Below are 21,919 nucleotides of genomic sequence, written 5' to 3'. Positions count from 1 at the left end.
ATGTCTCAAAGTCGGAAATTGGCTATCCAGAGCATGCCTGCCGTGGCCGGTACCAAGCCGTTCGATGTCCATTGCACCACCGTACGCCAGAAGCGACGGTCTCTCATGCAGTGAAGGCCAGTCGTGCGGGAATAAAGCCCCAGGCGTTGGAGTTGACATACGGGGTAAGTACGCAAACGATGTCCAAGTGGCGGCCGGACTTCTACAGGGGTGGCGAGCAGGCCTTGCGTGCCAAGTCGAACCAAGTCTACCGCCCAAGCTCGACACGACACGGATGCGTTGGCTGGCTCAAGCGGTGAGGGATGGCGCGCCGCAACGGTACGGCTTCACTTCGTAACTGTGGTCGTTGTCGCCGATGAGCGAACTCATCCGACATCGGTTCGAGCACCAGCTGGCCTTGGCCTTGGTCATTCATGTCGTGCAGCTGACAGATACCAAGGCACAAAAAGTTGGCGGTTTCGTACCAAGGCTCGATAAAGAAACTCAATCAACGCAGGGTGAAGAGTTCTTAGACATTAATCTTGAGGCGTGACACATTAGAGCGACGGTGTACCTTAAAAGCTATCTCAACTCAACGCCCCTTCGACCACCTAAATTTTTTTTGGATGGTTAATGGTCGAGCATTAAAATTGTGTGCTACAATTTTCTAAGAATCACACTAACTATGCCACACAGCAACTAAGTCGGAATAACTAGGCTAGTATTGAGACTGTGCTTTCAGGTTCGTGACTCACTTAACAAATCTCATTAGACTTCGAATAACTTTAGCATATGAACAACGAACTAGACTTCGTGCAAGAAAAACTTCACGAAAACCAACTTTTAAGAGAAGCGCTTGCACGCATTGAAAAGACAGGAAAAGTTAACAACGATGAAGAAAAAAAGGCCATGGCAGAAGTCATGGAAAGGCTTGGCTGCAATAATCTCCCATCGACAAAGGATAAATCAAACATAAAAACTTTGTCCAGGCGAGCAACCGAAGCGGAATTTAATAGGGTTCGACAGCTACAGTCTGTACGAATGGGGGACAAGGTATATATACCATGTATGCAACGCGGCAAAGAAATTAAAATTGCATTTCCCAACTTTTTGTTACGCTCACCCCTGTTTGCGATTGGAGACAACAACGAGCACCATTTATCGTACACAAGAATTAGAACCATGGGTGATGCCTCAATCACAATAAAAGGCCCAAGTCTAATTGAGTACGACCGTCAGGTATTGGCTGTACTTCTTCAACTGTCATCCCAACATCCACTAGAAGATTCTTCGTCGCCCGATGAAAATTGGCGACAGATTTCCCTGCACCAACTTACAAAGCTACTAAAAGTCTCAAACGGCGTACGTGTATATGGTGCCATCTTGAGAAGCCTGGGAAGAATTCAACGATGTGAGCTAATGCTCAGCGTTGGCAAGGTCAAATTAAACCCAATGCATCTTGTTCAGCTTCAGATTCCAGAAGAAGGTGATAAGCAGGTCGTACATTTTAGGGTATTAACAGAGGTGGCAGAACTGTACGGAGCCGACCGTTGGACTTGGATTCCAGAATCTTTCTTTTCGTACGCAAAGGGTTTTACCGGCTGGTTATCAGCTTTTTATCTGACACATTCCGATGAATACCCAATAGACTTGCCCATTTTGCTGGAATTAACTGGGGCCAAGTGTAGCTTATCAGAGTTTCGCCGAAAACTAAAAATAAGCCTAGATAAACTTAGCCAACCCTCTGTCCCAGAAGAGTTACGGGTGAAAACATGGGAAATTAACGAAAAAGGTAAAGTTATCGTGAAAATGTGCTGTTGGGTTGATAAGAAGGAGGAGAAATCATCTTCGAAAACTGACAGTAATCTGCAGCACGAGTAAAGCCATTGCCTCAACGAGAACCGGTTGCAAGACGATGCAACTGGTTTCCATGGCCATCCGCATCGAAAGTCCGTTTTCTCCGCCTAGAGACAGCCCACCATCAGGGCCTTCAGCGTACAAAGTTGTAACAGTTTGTAACTGACTTGCAAAAACATGCAACCGTGTATTGACACCATTCACCACGGTAGCCACATGACGCTCACGCCTTCCGCGCCCGACAGCAGCACCGCCGCCTTGCGCTATTACAAGCCAGCCAAGGAAGGCCGCCAGACCCTGACCCGCGAACGCATCCGGCAAGTTGAAACCATTGCCATGCACAAGATGAAGCGCGAATTTGCCCGTCGCGGCATCAGCGTGCGCGACCTGCTGGGCTGAAACCACCATGAGCGCCCAGAGCAGGCCCGAGCTGGTCTATTACCCCCAGTTCCGCGAGGCCTTCCTGCACTGCCCAATGGCATACGAATGCAGCGCCGACTGGCTCAAACTGCTGCCCACCGAACACCACGACGTGCGGAATTGCACCACTTGCCAGCGCGACGTGCATTTCTGCACCGACCAACAGCAACTCGATACCCACGCCGACCAGCAGCACTGCGTGGCTTTTTACGAAGGCCATCCGAACATTCCCCGCGAACGCCCGCCGGAAATGCGCCTCGGCATCCCCAGCTATCGCATCGACGACGGCATTGCGGTAGCGCTGTCGCGCAACAAACTTCGCAGCTTTGTTGATGAGTTGTAAAGGGCGGTTTCAAAGCTGAGGTGTAACACCGGTTTCAGCGTGCCAAGCTACCTCGCGGCCCTGGTTGGAGGTCAAGCTCTGGCGCATGGGCTCGGCAATAGAGTTGAGCTTGGCTGCTTGCACTTGGCAAGGATAGCCTGGTTTTAGCCCCAAGGGATGGCGCTCAATTGGTCAACAGGCTGTTGGCCGATTGGCGCTGCGCTCCAGAACAAGTGCCACTGCCGGATGTACTTGAGGTTGCTCGCTGAAAACCCCTTCACCTCGGGAAACTCACGTATTAGGTCGGCACTGAGTTGCGCCACAAGGCCTTAGCCCCAAGCGTATTGCCGTTGATGCCCCACCGTGTCGACCCCCCCCAGTTCCCAGCAAAACCGGGGCAAAGCCGGGGCAAAGCTGAGTTGACGGCCACCGCAGCCTTGAGCTGCACTTGCCGAAAGCGGGTTTTGAGCTCACCCAGCCCGCCCAGCTTCTGTACCTGGCGTTTCTTCACACAACAAGGCGACGACTTGCTCGACCACGTGCTGGTGCGCTGCCGCCTGGAGTGTGCCAGCCACCCGCTGAAACGGCGATTCATGTGCCGTGAACAACTTACCTGCCCGTGCATAGCTGGTCAATCGCAGGCCCCCTTGCACAAAATCAGCTTCTGTCAGCGTGATGGCCCGTGCATCGGCGTAAGGTTTGCTGGTGATTTGGCACAGCACCCAGTCCCCCTTGCCCGCATTGGCCAGCAGCAAGGCAGGGCGGAGCTTGCTGGCCGACAGGTCGGAGAACGGAAACGGCAACAGAATCACTTGCCGGGTTGCAAATGGGCCCATGCGACCTCCTCTTCTTCGCGCAGCCAGTCTTGGGCCAATGCCGGTTCGCTCAGGCTGGCACCACACAGTGCGGTGTCGCCCAGTGGGGCGTCGTCGGTGAACGTAACCAACACCCGCCGCGGCAGGTTAACCAGATTGCTCGGCAGGTCAAAAAATTGCAGCTGTCCGTTGGGCTGTAGCACGGCTTCGTAGGTGGGAAGCATGGTCAATCTCCTTGGTGTAGCAGGGTCGAAGAACGGGAGGCTGATGTACTTGAGGAATATCAAACCCAGTATCAGGGGCTTGTACTCCACGTGACGAAGGACTCGCGTTTAGCTGGGTTACTGCATTGTCAAACAGAACTCTAGCCTAGACATTACACTTAGCCAATCGCTATTTTTTAGCAATTTCAGCAAAGCTGGATGTTTTCTAAAAGACTGTAGTATTCCTTTTTGATAAGGGATATCCATTTCCAGACACATAATCAGCCAGCCCCAAGGCTTACGCCCGCACGGCTCGGAGCTTTCCGGTGTCGATAGCATCCAGAAATTTTCGGCACAAGCGCATCGCAGAGTGCTTGCCATTCTGCAGAACCTCGACAAGGCCACTTGGTTGTATGGTGTACTGTGCTTGGCTCTTGGGGCTGAAAAAGCTCCGACCGGCCAGAGCCTCTGCCTTGAGCTCCAAGTAGGCTCGCTCGTCCTTAGCATCCTGCTGCTGGTTCGTTTCACGGACCTTGTAGCCGAAGTCCTTGCCCAGCCCCAGCAGCTTGCGCAAGTAGGCGTAGGCTTCGCGTCCGTCCAAGTCGGTAAGGTACTTCTTGACCGCGCTCACCACCTCAGACAACGTTTGATTGGCCTGCTTCGCAAGACCCATCAGCTGCAGCACGCCAGTGGCACGCATACCCAGGTTTTCGACCAACCAGGTCAAGTCTGCGGGAATCTTTACGTGACCGAACTGCACAAAGCCTCGGCGATGGTCACGTTCGGCAGCACGTTGCGCCGTCTCAGCTTTGTACTGCTTGATAGCCGCCTCGTATTTATTCGCCAAGGCAGGTATGGCTGGTGTATCCACAACGGTGTCCATGCTTTCCCGTACTTCTACCGCAGCTACGGGCGTTGTTGTTTCTGCGGCAGCTTCGGTAGCTGCTGGTTGTGGTTGTTGCACGGTGGCTACAGCCTCGTCTTCTGCGGCCAGCACAGAAGAAATTTCGAGGTCGTCAGGGCTTTGGCTTATGCCGGCGCTCTCTAAGCTGTCGACAAGGTCTTGGGCGTCCAACTCTATACCAGCCCCGTCCTCTTCCTGTTCGGTGGTGCATGCTGTGCGAGAGCGGTTCTTCTTCTTGGAGGCCACTTCAGGCGGCAAGCAACCGTTGTCCAGCGCGTATTTGCCCAGCACGTAGGCTTCAGCCTCCGCGTACGACTGCTTGATGCTGACGGGGTCCAACATCAGCAGCGTTAGAAACTTGGGGGTGGGCACCAGCGGAGAACTCGAACCACGAAGTCCTGGGTGAGCTTTTTTCGTTCGGGTAATAAATCCTTCAGCTTCAAGCCACCGGATGGCTCTGTTAACGGTTTGCACCGACTGACCGGACTCTATAGCCAATGTGGCTCGTTTTGCGAAAACAGCAGCGTGGGGGCGCTTTAAATTAATTTTTTTAACAATACGAAGTATTACTCTAAAAAAACCGTCAGGTTGTTTTTTCAAGAAGTCCCACTCATCCAAGAGGCTACATGCACGATGGATTAACGACGGGTAAAGAACATGTTCGACAAGCGTCATCGCTGTCTCCAAAAAAAAGACACAGTTGACGCGCATCCCCCGATTTGATAGAATGAAACCACTTTGTATCAGCGTTTCGCTTTTGGTTTCACTCTATCGTGAGCTGGGGGATGCGCAAGAAGAGACCCTCAGGTTGGCGCTTGAGGGTTTTCTTTTTTCAGACGACTAAAACATCGTAGACCTCCAGGTAGCCTGAGCAGCCGTGGCGACGTGCGCAACGCAACCCACCGCACCAAGCGGGCGAGCAAAGAATCCACGTACAGGCATGAGAAGTTGACCTAAAGCCACGAAAAGTTGAATTTCGGACATGAAGGTACTTGAGCGACATACAGTTGTATGGTCGCGTGATGAGGCGTAAAAAGAGCCCCAATGCGAGAAGATATCTTCAGTTGACGCTAAAAATATCTTACTAGGCAGATTTTTTGTTGAAATCGATAGCATTTGACATGTGAGTTATTACACAAGCTATGCAATCCGGATACCAACAAACGCTTACACCAAGTTAAACCGAAACTGTAGCGGGTGTTACAATAACGGAAGACACTGACGTAAAAGTTGGTGTTTGGTATTCCAACTGCTTCCTTCGTGATTGGTGGGGGCGGAACAAAAGCCCTACGCACTCTCGACTTTGCGTAGGGCTTTGCCTTTTGGGGTAGTCTCTTATGCATTAGAGCAACATGTACACCCGCAACAACACTGTTAAGCGTTTGGTGCATGGTGCTGGGTTGGTCGAACACAAGGAACCTGTTGAGTTAGGTTGAGGTTAAGGGGTTACGCTGCAACGGTAGCAACGGTATTGTTTGCTGCAGACGAACCCCACGTCACTTGACGCGTTATGGGCTGCATAGTGCGAGTCCAAGAGTCGTCTTTGGTCTCGGAGTACTCCAACTCAAGCTTCTCAAGAGCTTCCGGAGTAAGTCTAAGGCTGCGACGACCGCCGAACCGGGCGACACGTGTGACATAGCCCCGCTCAATCAAGTTGTTCGCAAGGTTGTAAGCAGATACAGGCTGAACGCCAAGAAACATGGCCACATCGCTGATTCGCGGGTAGTCTCGGTAACGAACCGCGTAGCAGTAGATGGCACGCAAGCAATCCATCTGCCGAGGCGTCAGGTACGGCAGTACCTTGCGGCCATCGGGCAGCAAATCTTCGCAGCTCTCTAACGTTTGCATGGCTAAGCTCCTTTTTTACCTAGATGAAGAGCATACCATAATTGAGAACCAATAGTTTTTTGATAAAAACACTATTTAATATTTTATCTCGATGCTGAGCCTAGATACGTGCACAGCATCGAGATTGGACGGCATCAAGACGCAGGCTGAGCAAACAAAGAATTCAACTTTGTTACAAATTCATCTGCGGCTTCAGGATTCAATCCTTTGATGACCAACTCCACGCGGCCGTCTTTTGGAAAGGTTTTTACGGTGCCTTTGCCTTGAAGGTATGTTACTGGAATTGATTTTGGCGTCTCCCGTGTCCTACGAGCGCCTTCCATTTTTTTACGTCGCGCTTGGACTTCGCGATAGCCATAGCCATTTTGGATAATCTCGGGGATAAAACTTATGGTCTTCTCAGACCCTTGGCTTTGCTCAAACTCCCGCAGAGCATTTAGCATGCTGTAGTTCAAGAGTACAGGATACTCGCTGAGTTGCGCAATCACAGTAGCGGAGAGAGTGCCTATGGCTAATGTTCGGCTAACCTCGGCCGGGTCTAGCTTCAGAAATTGTGCCAACTCCAACTGAGTCTCAAAGACTTTTCTATCGAGGAGTCGTCGCCAAACCAAAGCGTCGTCCAATGGAGATTGCGCTTGCCGTTCGGTGTTTGCCAATCGGCTGGCCAAGTACAACTCTTTGTCACTTGCGGGTTGCGCTACTATCTGAACCGTCAGAGTGCTTAACCCAAGCTTGGTTGCAGCATCTAATCTACGATGACCATCAATCAACACAACAGTCTGGGCATCGGCATACCCAATCGCTGGTATCTTTTGGCCTACCGATTTAATAGAATCGGTCAGAGACTGCAGATTGACGCTGGAGTAAATCTCACGAGCGTTAACAGGATTTTCTCGAATGTGAAGCAAAGGAACTTCATAGATTTGACCAGACTTCCACTCTACTTTGTCGGGAGCCGTATCAGCTAGGTAAGTACCTTTGCCCAACTCAGCCAAAGTAGTGCTCAGCTCTTTCAGACTTTCTTTGTAAGCTTCTTTGATTTCACCTTCAGGTAGCGGTTGACGTTTAACAAACGGAGCTGTAGCCATGTATGTTTAAGCAATTAGCTACATTAACGAGATGTAGCTAATTGCTTCTCCTTTCCAAGATTTTAACGATTACACATGAATAGCCAGTTTTGGGCTATCGGGGGACAAAGACAACACTGAAGTTCGACTTCAGATAGCAGCGCGTTGTTCTTCTCTCGCGCTAAGTATGCGGATTACTTCGTTGTAAAGCGCCTGCACCTCTTCCACAGCTTTTTCGTCACGGGCCTTACCTTTGAGCTCATGAAGTGCTTTACCAGTGTTTGCCATGCTCCGCCAAGCGCTACGAGCTGTAATCACTGTATCTAGCACTGGAATGTCGCTAGCTCCTAAGCGTTCTCGCGTCTTAAGAACTTCGGTGGACTTGGGGTTGCTGGGGGCCTTCGTTACCAGGCATCGGACGTCTACGGAAGACCTACCTGGCGTAGGTAGCTTTCGGATTACAGATACCAGGGACTCGGCAGGCGTCAAGTCCAAGTCACTGGTACCTGTCGGGATTATGTAGAGGTCGGCTAGCAGACCGCACTCAACCAGAGCCTTGTAGCTTAAGGCACCGATATCACACACGACCAGCTCATATCGAGCAGCGAGACTGTTGAGCTCGTAAATCGGGTCGGACGTATTCGACAAGATGGAAATCTTGCGCAGCTCGGGCGAGTTCATTCGCAAGCCCAGCCAGTTAGCCGCAGATTGCTGTCGGTCAGTGTCCAGTAGAACTACATCAACGCCATCCTCAGCGGCTAGAGCCGTGAAGTTCAGTGCCAGAGAGGTCTTACCTACGCCGCCTTTTTCGTGGCCAAAAACTACAACAGTCATGCTTATGCTTTCATGGTTCGGTTGTATAGAGCGATTGGAAGCAAAGTTATTACTCTCAAACTCTATTCAGATGCTTTTGCTATTCTAGCATAAGTAAAAGATATCGTAAGTGCTTTGACCAATAAGGATAGCACACAGCTCAAAATTGAGGCGCTTCAATTTGGTGTCTAGATTGAGCCCCAATAGCAAATTTTGACACTTCGAACTTCAAAGTACCTGACACTCGCGCTATTTGTCAAAATTGAAGCGCTTCAATTCCGGAGTCAGACAATATTAAGGTTAAACCTAATGCTATAAGTTCGAGCCAGCCAAGATGGTTCATCACTTGTAACTTGTATGCAGCTGAAAGTTCAGGATGAGGTTAACGACTGCGCTTGCCCAAAGAAGGTAGCCCACCGTTGACCCCCCAGCCCGGCAAACCACCCCAGTTCATAGCCTTGTGGCCCCCGCCGAAAACGCCACTCAACTTGGAAAATAGCACCCGCTGCCTCGGTTCTCGAACTTGCGCTCTTGATGAGCGTCGGACTGCTGATGTCTTGGTACTGCACGCCTCTAGCAGTTTCCACCCTAATTCAGTTGCTTTGGGTGGGGGGGCGCAGGCTCCAGTGGTTTGAGCGCAATGAGACTCTTCGTTGTTTGGGCGGTGGCTTGAGCCTGCGGCATCTTGGCAGGCGAACCAGAAAAACGCAAGAGAGAGGAGATGGCTGCGAAGTCGGAACGTGACTGTACAGGGCTGCTGGTACGCTCGAAGGTGAGGACTTATTGCAGCGGACGGGTTTTTGCACGAACACATGGGCCAAAGTTGACTCAAGTGTTGGAGATGTAGGTGCCGCAGGTTCTTTAGGGGTTTTGAAGCCAAGCTCGGTAGCCAGGGTATCGAGCTTGGAAACGAACAGCACCTTGGTGGCGCTGGATACTGGCCAGCTCACGCATGAACCAGCCAGTGTGCAGGTCAGGCAGGCTGCAGAGTGTATTTTTCGAGGTCAAGCTGGTTTTTGCGCAAGGCATCACCCACTGAGGTGATGACGTCCGCAGCCAGCGCCAGTATCTTGGCCTGGATGTCTTTTTCCAGTGTGAGCCCACGAGGTTCCAGCGACGGCGTTTTGCTGGCATCTGTTTCCAGCAGAGCCGTCAAGTACGCATGGGCGGACTCGAATTTTTCCGCAGGAAGCTCCAAATAGCTGTTGACCGCGAAATTGTGCTGGAACTGGGCCCAGATGCTTTGATGAGACTGCTGGGTTTTTTGGGCGTGTGCGTGCACCAGTTCTTTAAGCTCTTGAGCTTGGGTGGTCGTGATACGGATGTAGTCGTTGGAAGCCGTACGGGAGCTGCTGCTTGTCAACGCGTTACTAAACCACAGCTCTTGTTGTATCAGCTGCTTCCAAACGCCATAGCTCTCACTGTTGCTCTCGAGCAGGCTCAAGCCTTTGGCGAGCTCCAGACTGACCAGGTAGTTTTTGCACGGGCGCCCCATACGGCTTTCTTTGACCACATCGCCGGAGGTAGGGCACATACCTGCCATGGCCAGGCTGGAATCGTGCGGTACGTACTGCCAGTCGGTATCAGCTTGGAACCCGTGTTTTTGCACCTTGGCGTGGAACCACTGCGAGAACTTCAGGTTGATTTTGAGGTGGCTGTGCAGTAAACGAGCATCCACACAAAGTTGCTTGATTCCTCCCAGTGGAGCGAAGAAGGCGTGGAGTGGAGGGAGTCCAGCGTGAAGGACGGAGAAGGCGGAAGTGATTGCGTCAGCCATAAAAGGCTCCTGTATGACAAGTTGTCCACCCTGCCAGCCATACCGCTAAATATGGGGTGGCAGGTCACGTCGGGTTAGCGGACCGGGTACAGGAACCGGCGCACCAATAAAGGCGCCCCAACGCGACCCACCAAAGAACTTGGAAGTCATGTTGGCCACGCAGCTATGGCCTTTCAAAGTCTGCTGTTTGCGAACTTGCTGCACCTGGACTTGGGCCGCTAAACCCATCTTAGATTATACTTGATTTCAATAATAAATAAAAATTGCAAAAAATAATATATCTTTTTATAGTTAATTTTAGTTCGAGGCGGTTTTAAATTTGAAGCTACAGCCCACCAAGGCCTGCTAAAAGACACGCAGTTCACGGCATCTACGCGCTGATTGCCGTAAATCAGGCCGAACTTCCTGTTAAAACCATGTGCCGCACCCCCAACGTCTCCTGTAGCGATTTCTACGACTGGCGTGAGCATGCACCGTGTGCACGTATGCAAGCCAACCAGGCCCTGGGCCAGCAAATACTACGGGATATCTGTCATGGACAGCGACGAGACCTACGGCGTGCCACGTGTACAGGCCGAACTCATCGATGCGGGAATGCATATCAGCTGCAAACGCATCGCCCGCCTCATACGCGAAGGCCGTATGCGCGGTGTCAACCGTCGCCGCGGCCATGTAGTCACCACACAGAGCGACAAACGCCAGCGCCCGGCCCCCGACCTGTGGGCTGGTTTCCTCTACCTGGCCGTGGTGCTCGATGTCTACAGCCGCAAGGTCGTGGGCTGGGCCTTCGGCGAACGCATGACCGCCGACCTGGTGGTCGAGGCCCTCAACATGGCCTTGCATACCCGCAAGCCCGGCTCCGTGATTCACCACTCCGACCAGGGCAGCCAGTACACCAGCCTGGCCTTTGGTCAGCGGTGTCGCGAGATGGGCGTGCGCCCTTCCATGGGCAGCGTGGGCGATGCCTACGACAACGCCATGGCCGAGAGCTTCTTTGCCAGCCTGGAGTGCGAACTCATCGCCCGACGCAATTGAAAGACCAAGGCCGAAGCACGCATTGCCGTCTTCACCTGGATTGAAGCTTGGTACAACCCGCGCCGTCGACATTCAGCCCTGGGCCAGATGTCGCCCGTCAACTTCGAGAAGAACCATGAGCAAGAACAGCAAAACCTGACACAATCGCCACCAACCCAGACTTCATAGAGAGTCTTCAAACTGTCCGTTAAAACGGGGGAAGTCCAATCTTCCCATCTCAGCACGGTTGTATGGTTGCGGGGGGCTCGATGAGTCAGCCAAGGATTGCGTTCAAAAAAACATGCTACCCCTGTGGCTCAAAGCAATGTTACCCAAAACGGCAAAAGTCCCGAGGGTGCCCAAAGTCCGCTGGACAGACATGAACACTGGTGAGGTGTATGACTCACCTTGGATGTGGACTCCGCGCGGACCGAGGCCTAAACCACTGGTTGAGTCGGCCACGACCACGCTGACCGGCTGACAAAGAGGCTAGGTCCTGACTGAACTTTGAGCCCTGCTCTGTGCCAGCCTCATCCCTAGCGTTTCTGTTATTCCGTACAGTCATGGATGACAAGAGGTTGCTTTTGAAGGCCGAGTGCAGATACTTAAGAATACTATTGAAAATAATACTTATTAGTTTTTAACTATTTTTAGACGTCGGGAAAGTTTCCGCGCCAAGTGGCAGGCCGGTCAGACTGGCGATATCATCCAGTTAAACGAGCACCCAAAATGATTCAGCTACCTTCCGACGCCCCTCCACAGTTCTCGGGGCATGAGACCTTCCCTTTGCGTCAGCTGTGGCTTCGTAAGGCGTACGACGCGGTCACACAGTTTGAAGAACCTACTCCCCGCTCGGTCTTTGCCGACGAAGAGGCCATCGTGCGCTTCGGAGTGGGTAAGAACATGGCCATGTCCATCCGTTTTTGGGCAACGGCCTGTGGCATTATCGAAGACGCAGGGGGGTACATCCCTACTCGTCTCGGCAACTTGCTTTTCAATAGTAAAAATGGTCTTGACGAGTACTGTGAGCACACCGCAACAACGTGGCTGATGCATTGGCAAGTCGCAAGCACCCATGAGAAGACTACTACTTGGTGGTTTCTCTTTAATCATGTTGCGCAGCAGGTTTTCGACCGCGAGTTCATTGTGAATGCGCTCTCTGGGTTGGTGACCGAACATAAGCTCCGCATCTCAATGGCCACTCTCAAGCGTGACGTCGAATGCTGCATCCGAAGCTACGTCCCTCGCCTTGGCGGCAACTCTCCCGAAGAGATGAGTGAGCCACTGCTCGGCGAGCTCGGGCTCATTCAGCAGAACGCCAAGGGGGCTTTCGAGTTTCGTCGTGGTTCTAAGCGCTCTCTGCCTGATGGAGTCTTTGCCTACGCACTGTTGGACTACTGGGAACGCATGCCTCACGCGGGCTCGGTCATGGCATTCGACCGAGTGGCCTATGACTACGGCTCGCCCGGTCGCGTGTTCAAGCTTGATGAGAATGCAGTTGCTGACAGGCTGATGGCACTTGAGGATTTGACTCGAGGCCAAATTCAATGGACTGAACAAGCAGGTATTCGGCAAGTCACTCGCAAGGACTCTGCGTTGAAGAGCCTTACCGAATACAAATACAAGCTCCTGGAAAGTGCCTATGCCTAAGCAATCTCGACCTGCAGGTACCGAGAAGAGGATGCTGTCGGATGTCGTCACCATCTCTCGTCAGTTCCTTCGCTCAGTTCGAATCGATACAGACGTCGGGCGTGAAGACGCGCTCTCCGGCTACATCTGCCAAGGCACGGCGAGCTCTCTTCTTGAGAGCATGGCGCGGCAAATCACCGAGACTCGTCAGCGCGCATTCACCTGGACTGGCCCGTACGGCGGAGGTAAGTCATCCCTTGCTTTGATGCTGTGCTCACTGGTTGGCGGACAACCGAAGGTCCGCACCAAGGCCAAGCAACTTCTCGGCTTCCCCGATGGCAGTCTCGTCCACACTGCGTTCGAGGCCAAGGGCGACGGTTGGCTGGTCGTGCCTGTAGTGGGAAAACGAGCTGACATTGTCCAGGAGCTCAGTGCTGCTTTAGCCAAGGCGCGAGGTCTGCCTGCCCAACGTAAGAAGCAGCCTGATGTCGTGGGCGAGCTTGTCGAGGCCGCAGAATGTCACCCTCAAGGAGTCCTCGTCGTCATTGACGAACTAGGCAAATTTCTTGAGGCGTCCGCTCAGGAAGGTGGGGATATCTATTTCTTCCAAGAGCTCGCCGAGGCTGCAAGCCGCTGCTCTGGCAAGCTCGTCATTGTCGGCATCCTTCACCAAGCGTTTGAAGCTTACGCTTCGCGCCTGGGTCGACAGTCACGCGATGAGTGGGCCAAGGTGCAAGGCCGGTTCGTTGATATTCCACTGGTTGCTGCCGCGGATGAGGTCATCGAGCTAGTTGGCAAGGCCATCAAGGTCGAAGACCCGCCGTCTCTAGGCGAAGTTTCGAAGTTTGCAGACAAGATTTCCGCAGCAATTCGCACTCGTCGTCCTGGAACGCCTGCGACACTGGCGGACTCGCTGCGTGCATGCTGGCCGCTGCACCCGGTCACTACAGCACTGCTCGGTCCCATCTCTCGCCGTCGCTTCGGACAAAACGAGAGAAGCACGTTCGGGTTTCTGGCGTCTCGCGAGCCTCTCGGCTTCGTAGAGTTCCTCAACGGCTACGAAGCTCAGTGGTCCGCCATGTACGGCCCTGCGACGTATTGGGACTACCTGCGCGCCAACCTTGAGCTAGCTATCGTCGCTTCCCCCGACGGGCATCGATGGGCTCAATGCTGCGATGCCATCGAGCGAGCTGAGGCCAAGGGTACTGATGTACACGTCAAGCTGACCAAGACAATTGCTCTGATTGAGATGTTCCGCAACGGGTCTGGCCTGGTTGCGGAGGAGTCAGTCCTTGCCGTCTCCACTCCGGGCGTAGACGAAGAGCAGATTCGCAAGGCTCTCGAGGAACTCTCGGACTGGAGGGTTCTCATCGAACGTAAGCACCTAGGTGCTTGGGGCATCTATGCCGGCTCGGACTTTGATATTGAAGGCGCCATCAACCTCGCACGGGGAGAGATTGGCGAGCCTGACCTCGAGCACATCTCCACGCTGAGTGACCTGCAGCCAGTTCTGGCTAAGCGTCATTATCAGAAGACGGGAACCATGCGATGGTTCACTCGAGGAATTATCCGGCTAGAGGAAGTCGAGAAAGTCGTCGAGCAGTTCGAGCTCACGGGTTCAAGTGCGGGAGCATTCCTGCTGTGTTTGCCCCCTCCCGGCCAGACTGTCCGGTCTGCGGAGCACCGCGTGCGCCACGCAAGCGCAATCACGAGGATTGAATCCTTATTGCTCGGCACCCCGAAGAACGCTGAACGCATCATCGAGTTGAGTCTCGAGCTCGCAGCCTCTCAGCGCGTGATGAAGACCAGGCCTGAGCTTGATGGAGATTCCGTGGCACGTCGGGAAATCGTCGGCCGCATCGAGGCGGTCCGAGCCTCGCTTGAGGAAGAGCTAGCGGACGCGTTCGAACTCTCGAAGTGGTATAGCCATGGTGCCGCTGTCGAGACAAAGAGCAGCACTGCCCTTTCAGTCATCGCCTCAGACATTGTTGAAAAGGTCTACGAGAAGGCTCCGCATATCTTCAGTGAGCTCATCAACCGAGAGGGACCGTCCAGCAACTCCGTCAAGGCCCGCAAGGACCTGATGAATCGCATGGTGACCCATGGTCACTTGCCCAAGCTTGGTTACGAGGGTTTCCCCGCTGACGCCGGTCTGTACTTCACGGTGTTGAACGACCCCGGACTCCATCGCTCACGGGAAAAAGAGGGCTGGGGTTTCGGTGGCCCGAACTATAACGCGCGAGGGAAGTCGTATGAGACCTTCTGGTGGCAGACAAAGGCAGAGCTTATCGCTGAAGGTAAGTCCGTTACGCTCAAGGAGCTCTACTCCGGTTGGGCGCTACCGCCGTTTGGTATTCGGGCTGGTGTCATGCCGATTCTGTCGATTGCCTTCTACCTGGCCAACCGTTCTTCTCTCGCCCTATATGTCAATGGCGTCTTCACCCCTGACCTGAACGACGCCGTAGTCGATGAGTGGACGCTGGACCCTAGTCGCATTCGTTTCCAGCATGTGGAAGCCTCGAAGGACAAGGCAAAGCTGGTTGAGGCTTTGGCGAAGACCGTCTCCGACAGGTCTAGTACAGAAGTCGGCGCGGCACCCTTGGATGTGGCCCGTGGCTTGGTTGGACTTGTCGTTGGCTTGCCCGGTTGGACGAAACGTACGATGACCGTGTCACCGAGAGCCCAGCAAGTTAGAGCGATGCTGCTCAAGGCGAGCGACCCGTTGCGAGTCCTCTTCTCTGACCTGCCTACGCTGCTTGAAGCCCAAGACCCGGCTACGTTGAACACGCGTCTGCAGGCGGTCACCGACGAGCTGTCTGGTGCCTATCACCGCATGTTGGCGAGCGTGCGTGCTCATCTGCTAGGGGCACTTGACCATGGTGAGCGACAACTGGACGACCTGCACAAGCGAGCGGCCACGGTGAAAGGAATGACGGGCGACTTCAAGCTTGACGCATTCGCGACGCGTCTTGGGACTTATGACGAGTCTGATGAGACTGTTGAGTCGCTCATTAGTCTGGCCATCGACAAACCTCAGGCAGCTTGGGTAGACCGAGACATTGACGCTGCCATGGCAAAGCTTGCCGCGTGGGCGGTGGACTTCCGCAAGGCAGAGACTATGGCCCCGCTGCGCGGCCGCCCGTCGACTCGTCGCTTGATTGGCGTTGTCTTCGGTGCGAGCCATGGGCTGGACGCCACTGGTTTCGTGGATATCTCTGAGTCGGATACGCCTGCGATTGACCGCTTGGTGAGGCAGTTCTTGGTAAAAGCCCAAGGCGAGCGCGAGGAGGTGATTCTGGCTGCGCTTGCGGAGGCTGGTGCCATGCTGATTAAGCAACAAGACAAGGGGAAGAAGCATGGCTGAACGTCACGTTCTGGGGCTCTCTGGAGGCAAGGACAGCGCGGCACTTGCTGTGTACATGAGTCTGAACCATCCCGAGATTCCGCTGGAGTACTTCTTCACCGACACGGGTAAGGAGCTGCCCGAGGTTTACGAGTTCCTCGGGAAGCTCGAAGGGTTCGTCGGCCGCAAGATTCACTACCTGAATCCGCACCGAGACTTCGATTTCTGGTTGAGGATGTACAACAATTACCTTCCCTCACCGAAGACTCGGTGGTGCACGCGCAAGCTGAAGCTAGACCCCTTCAAGCAGTGGATTAAGCCGTCCCTTGAGGCAGGCGATACCGTCTATAGCTATGTTGCGATTCGGGCGGACGAAGAACACCGTGAAGGTATGGTCGCCCAGCATGAGAACTTGATTGTTCGTATGCCGTTCCGCGAGCACGGTATCGACAAGCCTGGAGTGTTCGAGTTGCTTGAAGGTTCAGGGCTTGGCCTGCCTAAGTACTACGAGTGGCGCTCTCGCTCAGGCTGCACATTCTGCTTCTTCCAGCAAAAGGTTGAATGGGTTCGCTTGAAAGAAAACCATCCCGAGGCCTTTGAGGATGCCAAAGCTTACGAGAAGAATGCCCTTGAGCATGGGTCACCCTTCACATGGAGTCAAGGAGAGCCGCTAACGGACCTGGAGCGGCCCGAACGCATTGCGGAAATTAAGGCTGACTTCGAGACTCGCAAGCAGCGCGAGTTGGCACGCCGCAAGCCCAACCCATTGCGCGTCATCCCCATCGAACCGATTGACATCGACGACCTGTACCTTGAAGACGAAGGTGGTGGAGCCTGCCTCGTCTGCCATAAGTAACTCGAACAACAGGAGGAAATTAAGTGCCTAGTCTAGGTCAAAAGATATTCGACGCTGAATCGGAAGGTCTCTACGACTTCGTGTCGAAGAACGGTCGCGGTTTGTACATCCCACCCTACCAGCGCGACTACGCGTGGGACAAGACCAATGTTGAGCGCCTCATCGACGACACGATTCAAGGCCTGAACGCTCTGCTGAAGCGGCCGGACGAGTCCATCACGTTCATCGGGACCATCATCGCGATGAATGACTCGAAGAAGTCGACCATCAGCCCCTTGGTCAAGAACCAGGTCTATACGCAGGTCATGTCGGTCATTGACGGGCAGCAGCGTCTGACTACCTTGCTGATGCTGTGTTTAGCACTCCTGCTCGAAATCGAGGTGCAGTGGGCTGAGCTGAAGAAGGTCAAAGCCAAGGACAGTGACGAGGCTCGCCAGTGGCTGGAGACACGCGTTAACGACATGCGCGGGTCGCTCTCCCAGATGCTGTCCGAGCGACAGAATAACGGCGAGGGCGAGTTCAGGCATTTCCCGAAGATGATACGGGCCTTCGTAGACACGTGGTCTTACGAGGCAGACAAGGCGATGTACAACTCGCCCATCGCCTGGCTGTTGTTTGAGTTCGTCCGCTTCCGGGAGCAACAAGAACCTGACTGGTCGAGGTTCTCAGTCGTGCTGAAGGATTCAACCGACACCGCCCCGAACGAAGGACAGCGCAAGCACTTCATCAAGATGTTGAAGGTGATGCGTGACAAGCTGCGCAATCTCCCTCGTGATGATGAGTTCCCGGAGCTCTTGGGCATTGTTCGAGACGACGACAAGCAGGACACTCTCTTCGGCGAAGAGTTTCCCGACTCGATGAAGAAAGCGCTCGAGTTAGTTCTTTTACCGCAGATTTCTACCGATAATGCAATTACACAAGCTAGTGAGAAGCCTCCCGCAGAGGACGTCCGGTCTAGAAAGTGGTGGGAAGCTTCAACCAACTTAGTCTCCCTGCTGTTCTTCTCGAAGTTTGCGCTCGAACGAATCACGCTAGTCGTTGTCACTGCGACCTCAGAGGACTTTGCCTTTGATGTGTTTGAAGCGCTGAACACCACTGGTCAGCCCTTGACCGCCCTGGAGACTTTTGTACCCAAGGTAGTCCAGTCGGTCGGAACGACCCAGTACAACTCCTCAGAAGAGAAGAAGCAGCTTGAGGTTGCAGGCGACTACATACGTAAAGTGAGTCGAGCTGATGAACGCCAGAAGCGTTCGGCAGACCTGCTTGTTGCCTTCGCCTTGGCTGAGCTTGGGGAGAAGCGCTCAAAGAATCTGGCCGACCAGCGGCGCTTTATGCGCGAGGCTTTTGACGGCTACAGCGACCGCAAGAAGCAGCAGGAGTTCATTCGTCACCTAGCTGAACTGTCCCGATTCTTCGACAATTTGTGGGTCAACGGTGCGGACAAGCCAAAGGTGGACGGGCTCGTACTCTCTGAACCAACAGCTCTTTGCGTTCGCTTTCTGGTGGACTTTGGTCACACCATTACTGCGCCGCTGCTTGCGCAGTATGCGGCGGCTGTTAATCTTTATAAGGACCCCTCTGAGCGCCAGAAAGCGCTCGAGACCTTCTGCAAGGTCGTGCAGGCGGTCACCGCCTTTACGGTTCTGTGGCGTGCGTCGCGCAGCACAACTGACCGCATCGACGAGGTGTATCGGTCACTGATGAGTGAGGGTTCGCTAGAGCACGGCGTTCCTGCCCTGGCTCGGGGAAAGCGTGTTGAGGGCTCCTTGCCAACAGTTCAGGCTATCCAAGCGGCGCTTGTCGCTCGCCTTCAGGCCGACCGCAAGAGCAAGAAGCACGGTGCGAACATCCCCGGCAAGACCGAGTGGATTGAGAAGACGGTTGTCCAGCCACTTTGGGAGATTAATACGACTCTGGCTCGCTTCGTACTGCTAATTGCCTTCCACGACGTTGTGGAGGGGCCCGAGGGCCGCCTTACGCGCGGAAAGGTAGGAAGCAACCCGACGTTGACACTAGATGCCTGGGTCGGCGAGCAGTTCGCGTCTATCGAGCACATTGCGCCCCGGTCCAAGGCGAAGGGGTGGTCCCCCGACCTATACCAGGACGAAGAGTTTGAGCGACTAGGCAACCTGACGTTGGTGCCTACCCGCTGCAACTCATCCCTCAGCGACCGTCCTTGGGAACAAAAGCGCTTGTTGTTCGCTGCGCTTTCTGCAAAGACGGAGGATGAAGCCAAAGCCATCCTCAAGTCTATATCGGATGCTGGCGTGGACGTCACCGAGGTAGGTGGAAACATTTACGCTGGCCAGTACTTGCCTCACGTGCATGCCATCAGCAGTGTGAATGGCGACTGGAACCTTAACGCTGTGAACGCCCGCGGAAAGGAGCTTGCCGACCTTGTCTGGCAACGCATTGCACCGTGGCTCGGTTTGCAGCCTTAACTCGACTCACTTTTGATGTTGCCCCTGAATTGCGTAGCTCTTAGCCAACGGTTTACGCGGCTTCGTGACGCTGCGCCTCGTACCAGCGTTGCTCAAACTGCATGGGGCTGAGATAACCTATCGACGAATGCAGCCTGCGGTGATTGTAGAACGCCACCCAGTCCAAGACCGCCTTGCGGGCCTGCTCATGCGTGGCAAGTTTGTGCCTATGCACGCTGGCAGTCTTGAGGCGACCCCAGAAGCTTTCAGTGGGCACGTTGTCCCAGCAGTTGCCTTTGCGGCTCATGGATGAGCGTATCCCTCAGTCCTTGAGCGCATCCTGGAACTCGTGGCTGCAGTACTGACTGCCGCGGTCGCTGTGGAATATCAGTCCGGGTGCCGGGCGGCGACGCCACCACGCCATGGCCAGTGCGTCCTTGACCAGGCTGGTGTGCATGTGCGGCTGCAGGCTCCAGCCCACCACCTGACGGCTGAAGAGGTCGGTAAACGTCCGGCAAAGTCATCTGTGATTTTGGAGTGAGATGCGAGACGATGGTGTCCACCTATTTTTAAGTGGACACTTATGCAAGCTTCACCGCAACCGCGCGTTCTCTGCCCTCAGTCGCGCCAGCTCCATTTGCTCTGATGTCACGCTGCTGGCCTTCTGGGCAGCACCACCACCCACATCCGACTGCTTGACCCACTTGCCCAGCGTGGCCTTGGGGATGCCCAACGTCTTGCCCACTGCCGCAATGGACTCCCCTGCCTTGACTTGCCTGACAGCTTCCTGCCTGAAATCTTGTGTGTACCGCGCTCTGATTTGTCGTGGTCAAGTTTTTTCGAACATTGAGATAGGGGAATTTACAAATTCATGGTTTTGCCAGGTGCTGCTGTTCGTATTGGTTGGGAGGGCAGTAGCCCAGCGTTGAATGCAGCCGAACGCTGTTGTAAAAGCCCACGATGTAGTCGACGATGTCGGCTTGCGCTTCTGCATGGTTGGCGTAGTCGCGCTGCCAAACGCGCTCCATCTTCAGGTTCAGAAAGAAGCGTTCCATCACGGCGTTGTCCCAGCAATTTCCTTTTCGGCTCATGCTGCCAATGAAGCCATAGCGTGCCAGCAAGGCACGGTGCTCGGCACTGGCGTACTGGCTGCCACGGTCGGAGTGCACCACCAATCCTGCTGGAGGACAGCGACTGGCAATGGCCATGCTCAGTGCCGAACACACCAGCTGCGCCGGCATGCTCGGCGCCATGGCCCAGCCCACGACTTTGCGTGAGAACAGTTCCAGCACCACTGCCAGATACAGCCAGCCGCTGCGTGTGCGCACGTAGGTGATGTCGCAGACCCAAGCCCGATTGGGGGCCTCGGGTGTGAACTGGCGTTCGAGCACATTGGCTGCCACGGGCAAACTGTGGCGCGAATCGGTGGTGTGCATGAACTTGCGCCGCCAGCGCGCTCGCAAGCCGTTGCTGCGCATGAGCTTTCTGGCCTTGTAGCGCCCCACAGCCAGACCTTGGCCTTTGAGCGCGATGCTCAAGCGTCGGCTGCCGTAGCTTTGGGCACTGGCCTCAAAGGCCGCTTTGGCCTGCACGTCCAACGCGCTGATTGGCTTGGCGCTGCGCTGGCGTTGACGCGCCGCATACAGGCCCGAGCGGCTCACGCCAAACACCCTGCAGCATTGCGCCGTGCTGGCCTTCTTCGCATCGACTGCGCTGTTCACCAGGGTCTGCATCATTTCATTGCCCGGGCGAAGAAGGCCGACGCTTTTTTTAGCAGTTCGTTGTCGGACTTGAGTTGGCGGTTCTCTGCCTCGAGTTGTCGAATACGTTGTTGTTCAGCCGTCAGGGGCTTGCCAATACCGCAGCGCCCGGCCATCTCTTCATCAAACTGCGTCAGCCAGCGGCGCACGGCGCTATCGACCAGGTTCAGGTCTTTGCAGACTTGGCCAACGCTCAGGCCTTGGTCTCGAACCATTTTGACCACTTGTAGCTTGAAGGCTGCGTCAAAGGCTCTGCGGGGTTTCTTTTCTGTCATGTGCGTATGTACTCAGGGGGAAGCAATGGGCCCCTATCGCAGTGTCCTAAATTATTGAACCATGACAATTTGCTTGCCCAACATTTCCTGACTCCTTGCTCGTATTTTCAACACGACCAAGAACTCCACTTTTCGGGGGCAACATCGCTGCTACTGGCGAACAATGAACGGTGTAGATAGTCTATAGACTGAGACTCATCTACAATGATGGATTGAGCGTTGCGCTGGGCTATGACTTCACTCGTGGCACTAGATTACTTGCAGTCAAATTTTTGTTGCTTAGTAGTACGCAGCCCAAATTTTGTGTTATAATTCTGGACAACAAAGCAGCTAAAGCTTTGGATTTTTCTGCGACAAAATCTGTCACTACAAATTTCTGTCTGTAGAAACGTCACGCTGCCGCGCCTTCGCGGCTATGAGAATCTTTGCAAAAAGCAATGACGGCATCGAGCTTGTTCAAGCTCGTGGTCTTGTCTGTACGATTGTACAAAGACAGCGTGCTGCTGCGTCTTCGCAGCTTGAAAAATTAACAAAAGCCAACGTGGCCTTGAGTTCGAATACTCAGTTCATTCTTGCGCTTGCGTTCTCCAAGATTACTTCAGGATTTTTTAGCCTGA

Annotated in this window: 18 protein-coding genes and 2 pseudogenes; 9 read left to right on the top strand and 11 right to left on the bottom strand. The window is 54.1% G+C overall.

Annotated features, from left to right (window positions below):
* Window positions 1-355: 355 nt before the first annotated feature.
* The 4 genes from CON76_RS13035 to CON76_RS04255 all read left to right on the top strand — a co-directional run bounded on the left by CON76_RS13035 (window position 356) and on the right by CON76_RS04255 (window position 2,599).
* Window positions 356-532, top strand: coding sequence for a hypothetical protein (locus tag CON76_RS13035; RefSeq protein WP_169928981.1), 177 nt, complete (start codon window positions 356-358; stop codon window positions 530-532).
* A 239-nt stretch (window positions 533-771) separates the two neighbouring features.
* A complete protein-coding gene (locus CON76_RS12770; protein ID WP_145995326.1) occupies window positions 772-1,860 on the top strand; it encodes a hypothetical protein in 1,089 nt (362 codons plus the stop codon).
* 153 nt (window positions 1,861-2,013) lie between these two features.
* Window positions 2,014-2,235 (top strand): hypothetical protein, encoded by a 222-nt coding sequence (locus tag CON76_RS04260; protein ID WP_101102116.1) that lies wholly within the window; start codon window positions 2,014-2,016, stop codon window positions 2,233-2,235.
* A gap of 7 nt (window positions 2,236-2,242) precedes the next feature.
* A complete protein-coding gene (locus CON76_RS04255) occupies window positions 2,243-2,599 on the top strand; it encodes a hypothetical protein (protein WP_101102115.1) in 357 nt (118 codons plus the stop codon).
* A gap of 143 nt (window positions 2,600-2,742) precedes the next feature.
* Here the strand turns inward: CON76_RS04255 and CON76_RS13820 are convergent, their stop codons facing one another.
* From CON76_RS13820 to CON76_RS04215, 8 genes are all read right to left on the bottom strand, one after another.
* Window positions 2,743-2,901, bottom strand: coding sequence for a DUF1016 N-terminal domain-containing protein (locus CON76_RS13820; protein ID WP_205758174.1), 159 nt, complete (start codon window positions 2,899-2,901; stop codon window positions 2,743-2,745).
* Window positions 2,902-3,048: 147 nt separating this feature from the next.
* Window positions 3,049-3,414 carry a MazF family transcriptional regulator gene (locus tag CON76_RS04245; RefSeq protein WP_101102114.1) on the bottom strand — a complete coding sequence of 122 codons (366 nt, stop codon included), beginning with the start codon at window positions 3,412-3,414 and terminating at the stop codon, window positions 3,049-3,051.
* A complete protein-coding gene (locus tag CON76_RS04240) occupies window positions 3,387-3,617 on the bottom strand; it encodes a hypothetical protein (RefSeq protein ID WP_101102113.1) in 231 nt (76 codons plus the stop codon). Before CON76_RS04240 ends, CON76_RS04245 begins: the two co-directional genes overlap by 28 nt.
* A 277-nt stretch (window positions 3,618-3,894) precedes the next feature.
* Entirely contained in the window at window positions 3,895-5,175 is a 1,281-nt protein-coding gene (locus CON76_RS04235) for a hypothetical protein (RefSeq protein ID WP_145995325.1), read from the bottom strand.
* 771 nt (window positions 5,176-5,946) lie between these two features.
* On the bottom strand, window positions 5,947-6,348 hold the full coding sequence (locus tag CON76_RS04230; RefSeq protein ID WP_101102111.1) for a helix-turn-helix domain-containing protein: 402 nt from the start codon (window positions 6,346-6,348) through the stop codon (window positions 5,947-5,949).
* Between the two features lie 134 nt (window positions 6,349-6,482).
* Complete coding sequence (locus CON76_RS04225; RefSeq protein ID WP_101102110.1) at window positions 6,483-7,436, bottom strand: ParB/RepB/Spo0J family partition protein; 954 nt, start codon at window positions 7,434-7,436, stop codon at window positions 6,483-6,485.
* A 129-nt stretch (window positions 7,437-7,565) separates the two neighbouring features.
* Window positions 7,566-8,249: a ParA family protein gene (locus tag CON76_RS04220; RefSeq protein WP_101102109.1), complete on the bottom strand. Its 684-nt coding sequence runs from the start codon at window positions 8,247-8,249 to the stop codon at window positions 7,566-7,568.
* Window positions 8,250-9,201: 952 nt separating this feature from the next.
* Window positions 9,202-10,005 carry an antA/AntB antirepressor family protein gene (locus tag CON76_RS04215; RefSeq protein WP_101102108.1) on the bottom strand — a complete coding sequence of 268 codons (804 nt, stop codon included), beginning with the start codon at window positions 10,003-10,005 and terminating at the stop codon, window positions 9,202-9,204.
* A 540-nt stretch (window positions 10,006-10,545) separates the two neighbouring features.
* On the opposite strand from CON76_RS04215, the pseudogene CON76_RS04210 reads away from it, so the two are divergent.
* From CON76_RS04210 to CON76_RS04190, 5 genes and pseudogenes are all read left to right on the top strand, one after another.
* Window positions 10,546-11,208 (top strand): annotated as a pseudogene (locus tag CON76_RS04210) (IS3 family transposase); the annotation flags it as partial.
* Window positions 11,209-11,748: 540 nt separating this feature from the next.
* Window positions 11,749-12,669: a DUF4007 family protein gene (locus tag CON76_RS04205; protein ID WP_101102106.1), complete on the top strand. Its 921-nt coding sequence runs from the start codon at window positions 11,749-11,751 to the stop codon at window positions 12,667-12,669.
* The gene (locus CON76_RS04200) at window positions 12,662-16,012 is read left to right on the top strand and encodes an ATP-binding protein (protein ID WP_240592762.1); all 3,351 of its coding nucleotides are present in this window, start codon (window positions 12,662-12,664) and stop codon (window positions 16,010-16,012) included. The genes CON76_RS04205 and CON76_RS04200 overlap by 8 nt, the downstream gene beginning before the upstream one ends.
* On the top strand, window positions 16,005-16,847 hold the full coding sequence (locus CON76_RS04195) for a phosphoadenosine phosphosulfate reductase domain-containing protein (protein ID WP_101102105.1): 843 nt from the start codon (window positions 16,005-16,007) through the stop codon (window positions 16,845-16,847). Before CON76_RS04200 ends, CON76_RS04195 begins: the two co-directional genes overlap by 8 nt.
* A gap of 23 nt (window positions 16,848-16,870) precedes the next feature.
* A complete protein-coding gene (locus tag CON76_RS04190) occupies window positions 16,871-19,288 on the top strand; it encodes a DUF262 domain-containing HNH endonuclease family protein (protein WP_101102104.1) in 2,418 nt (805 codons plus the stop codon).
* A 52-nt stretch (window positions 19,289-19,340) separates the two neighbouring features.
* Here CON76_RS04190 and CON76_RS13815 read toward each other — a convergent pair.
* The 3 genes and pseudogenes from CON76_RS13815 to CON76_RS04180 all read right to left on the bottom strand — a co-directional run.
* Window positions 19,341-19,769 (bottom strand): annotated as a pseudogene (locus CON76_RS13815) (IS3 family transposase); the annotation flags it as partial.
* Window positions 19,770-19,859: 90 nt separating this feature from the next.
* Window positions 19,860-20,087 carry a transposase gene (locus CON76_RS13810; RefSeq protein ID WP_420812904.1) on the bottom strand — a complete coding sequence of 76 codons (228 nt, stop codon included), beginning with the start codon at window positions 20,085-20,087 and terminating at the stop codon, window positions 19,860-19,862.
* A 49-nt stretch (window positions 20,088-20,136) separates the two neighbouring features.
* A protein-coding gene (locus CON76_RS04180; RefSeq protein ID WP_101102103.1) for an IS3 family transposase occupies window positions 20,137-21,302 on the bottom strand; the annotation gives its coding sequence in 2 pieces (ribosomal slippage) (window positions 20,137-21,029 and window positions 21,029-21,302; 1,167 coding nt in all).
* Between the last annotated feature and the right edge of the window lie 617 nt (window positions 21,303-21,919).

Source organism: Macromonas bipunctata (genome assembly GCF_002837135.1).
Taxonomy (GTDB): domain Bacteria; phylum Pseudomonadota; class Gammaproteobacteria; order Burkholderiales; family Burkholderiaceae_C; genus Macromonas_A; species Macromonas_A bipunctata.
Note: the sequence above shows the minus strand (reverse complement) of the source record. Positions and strands in the feature narration are given on the sequence as shown.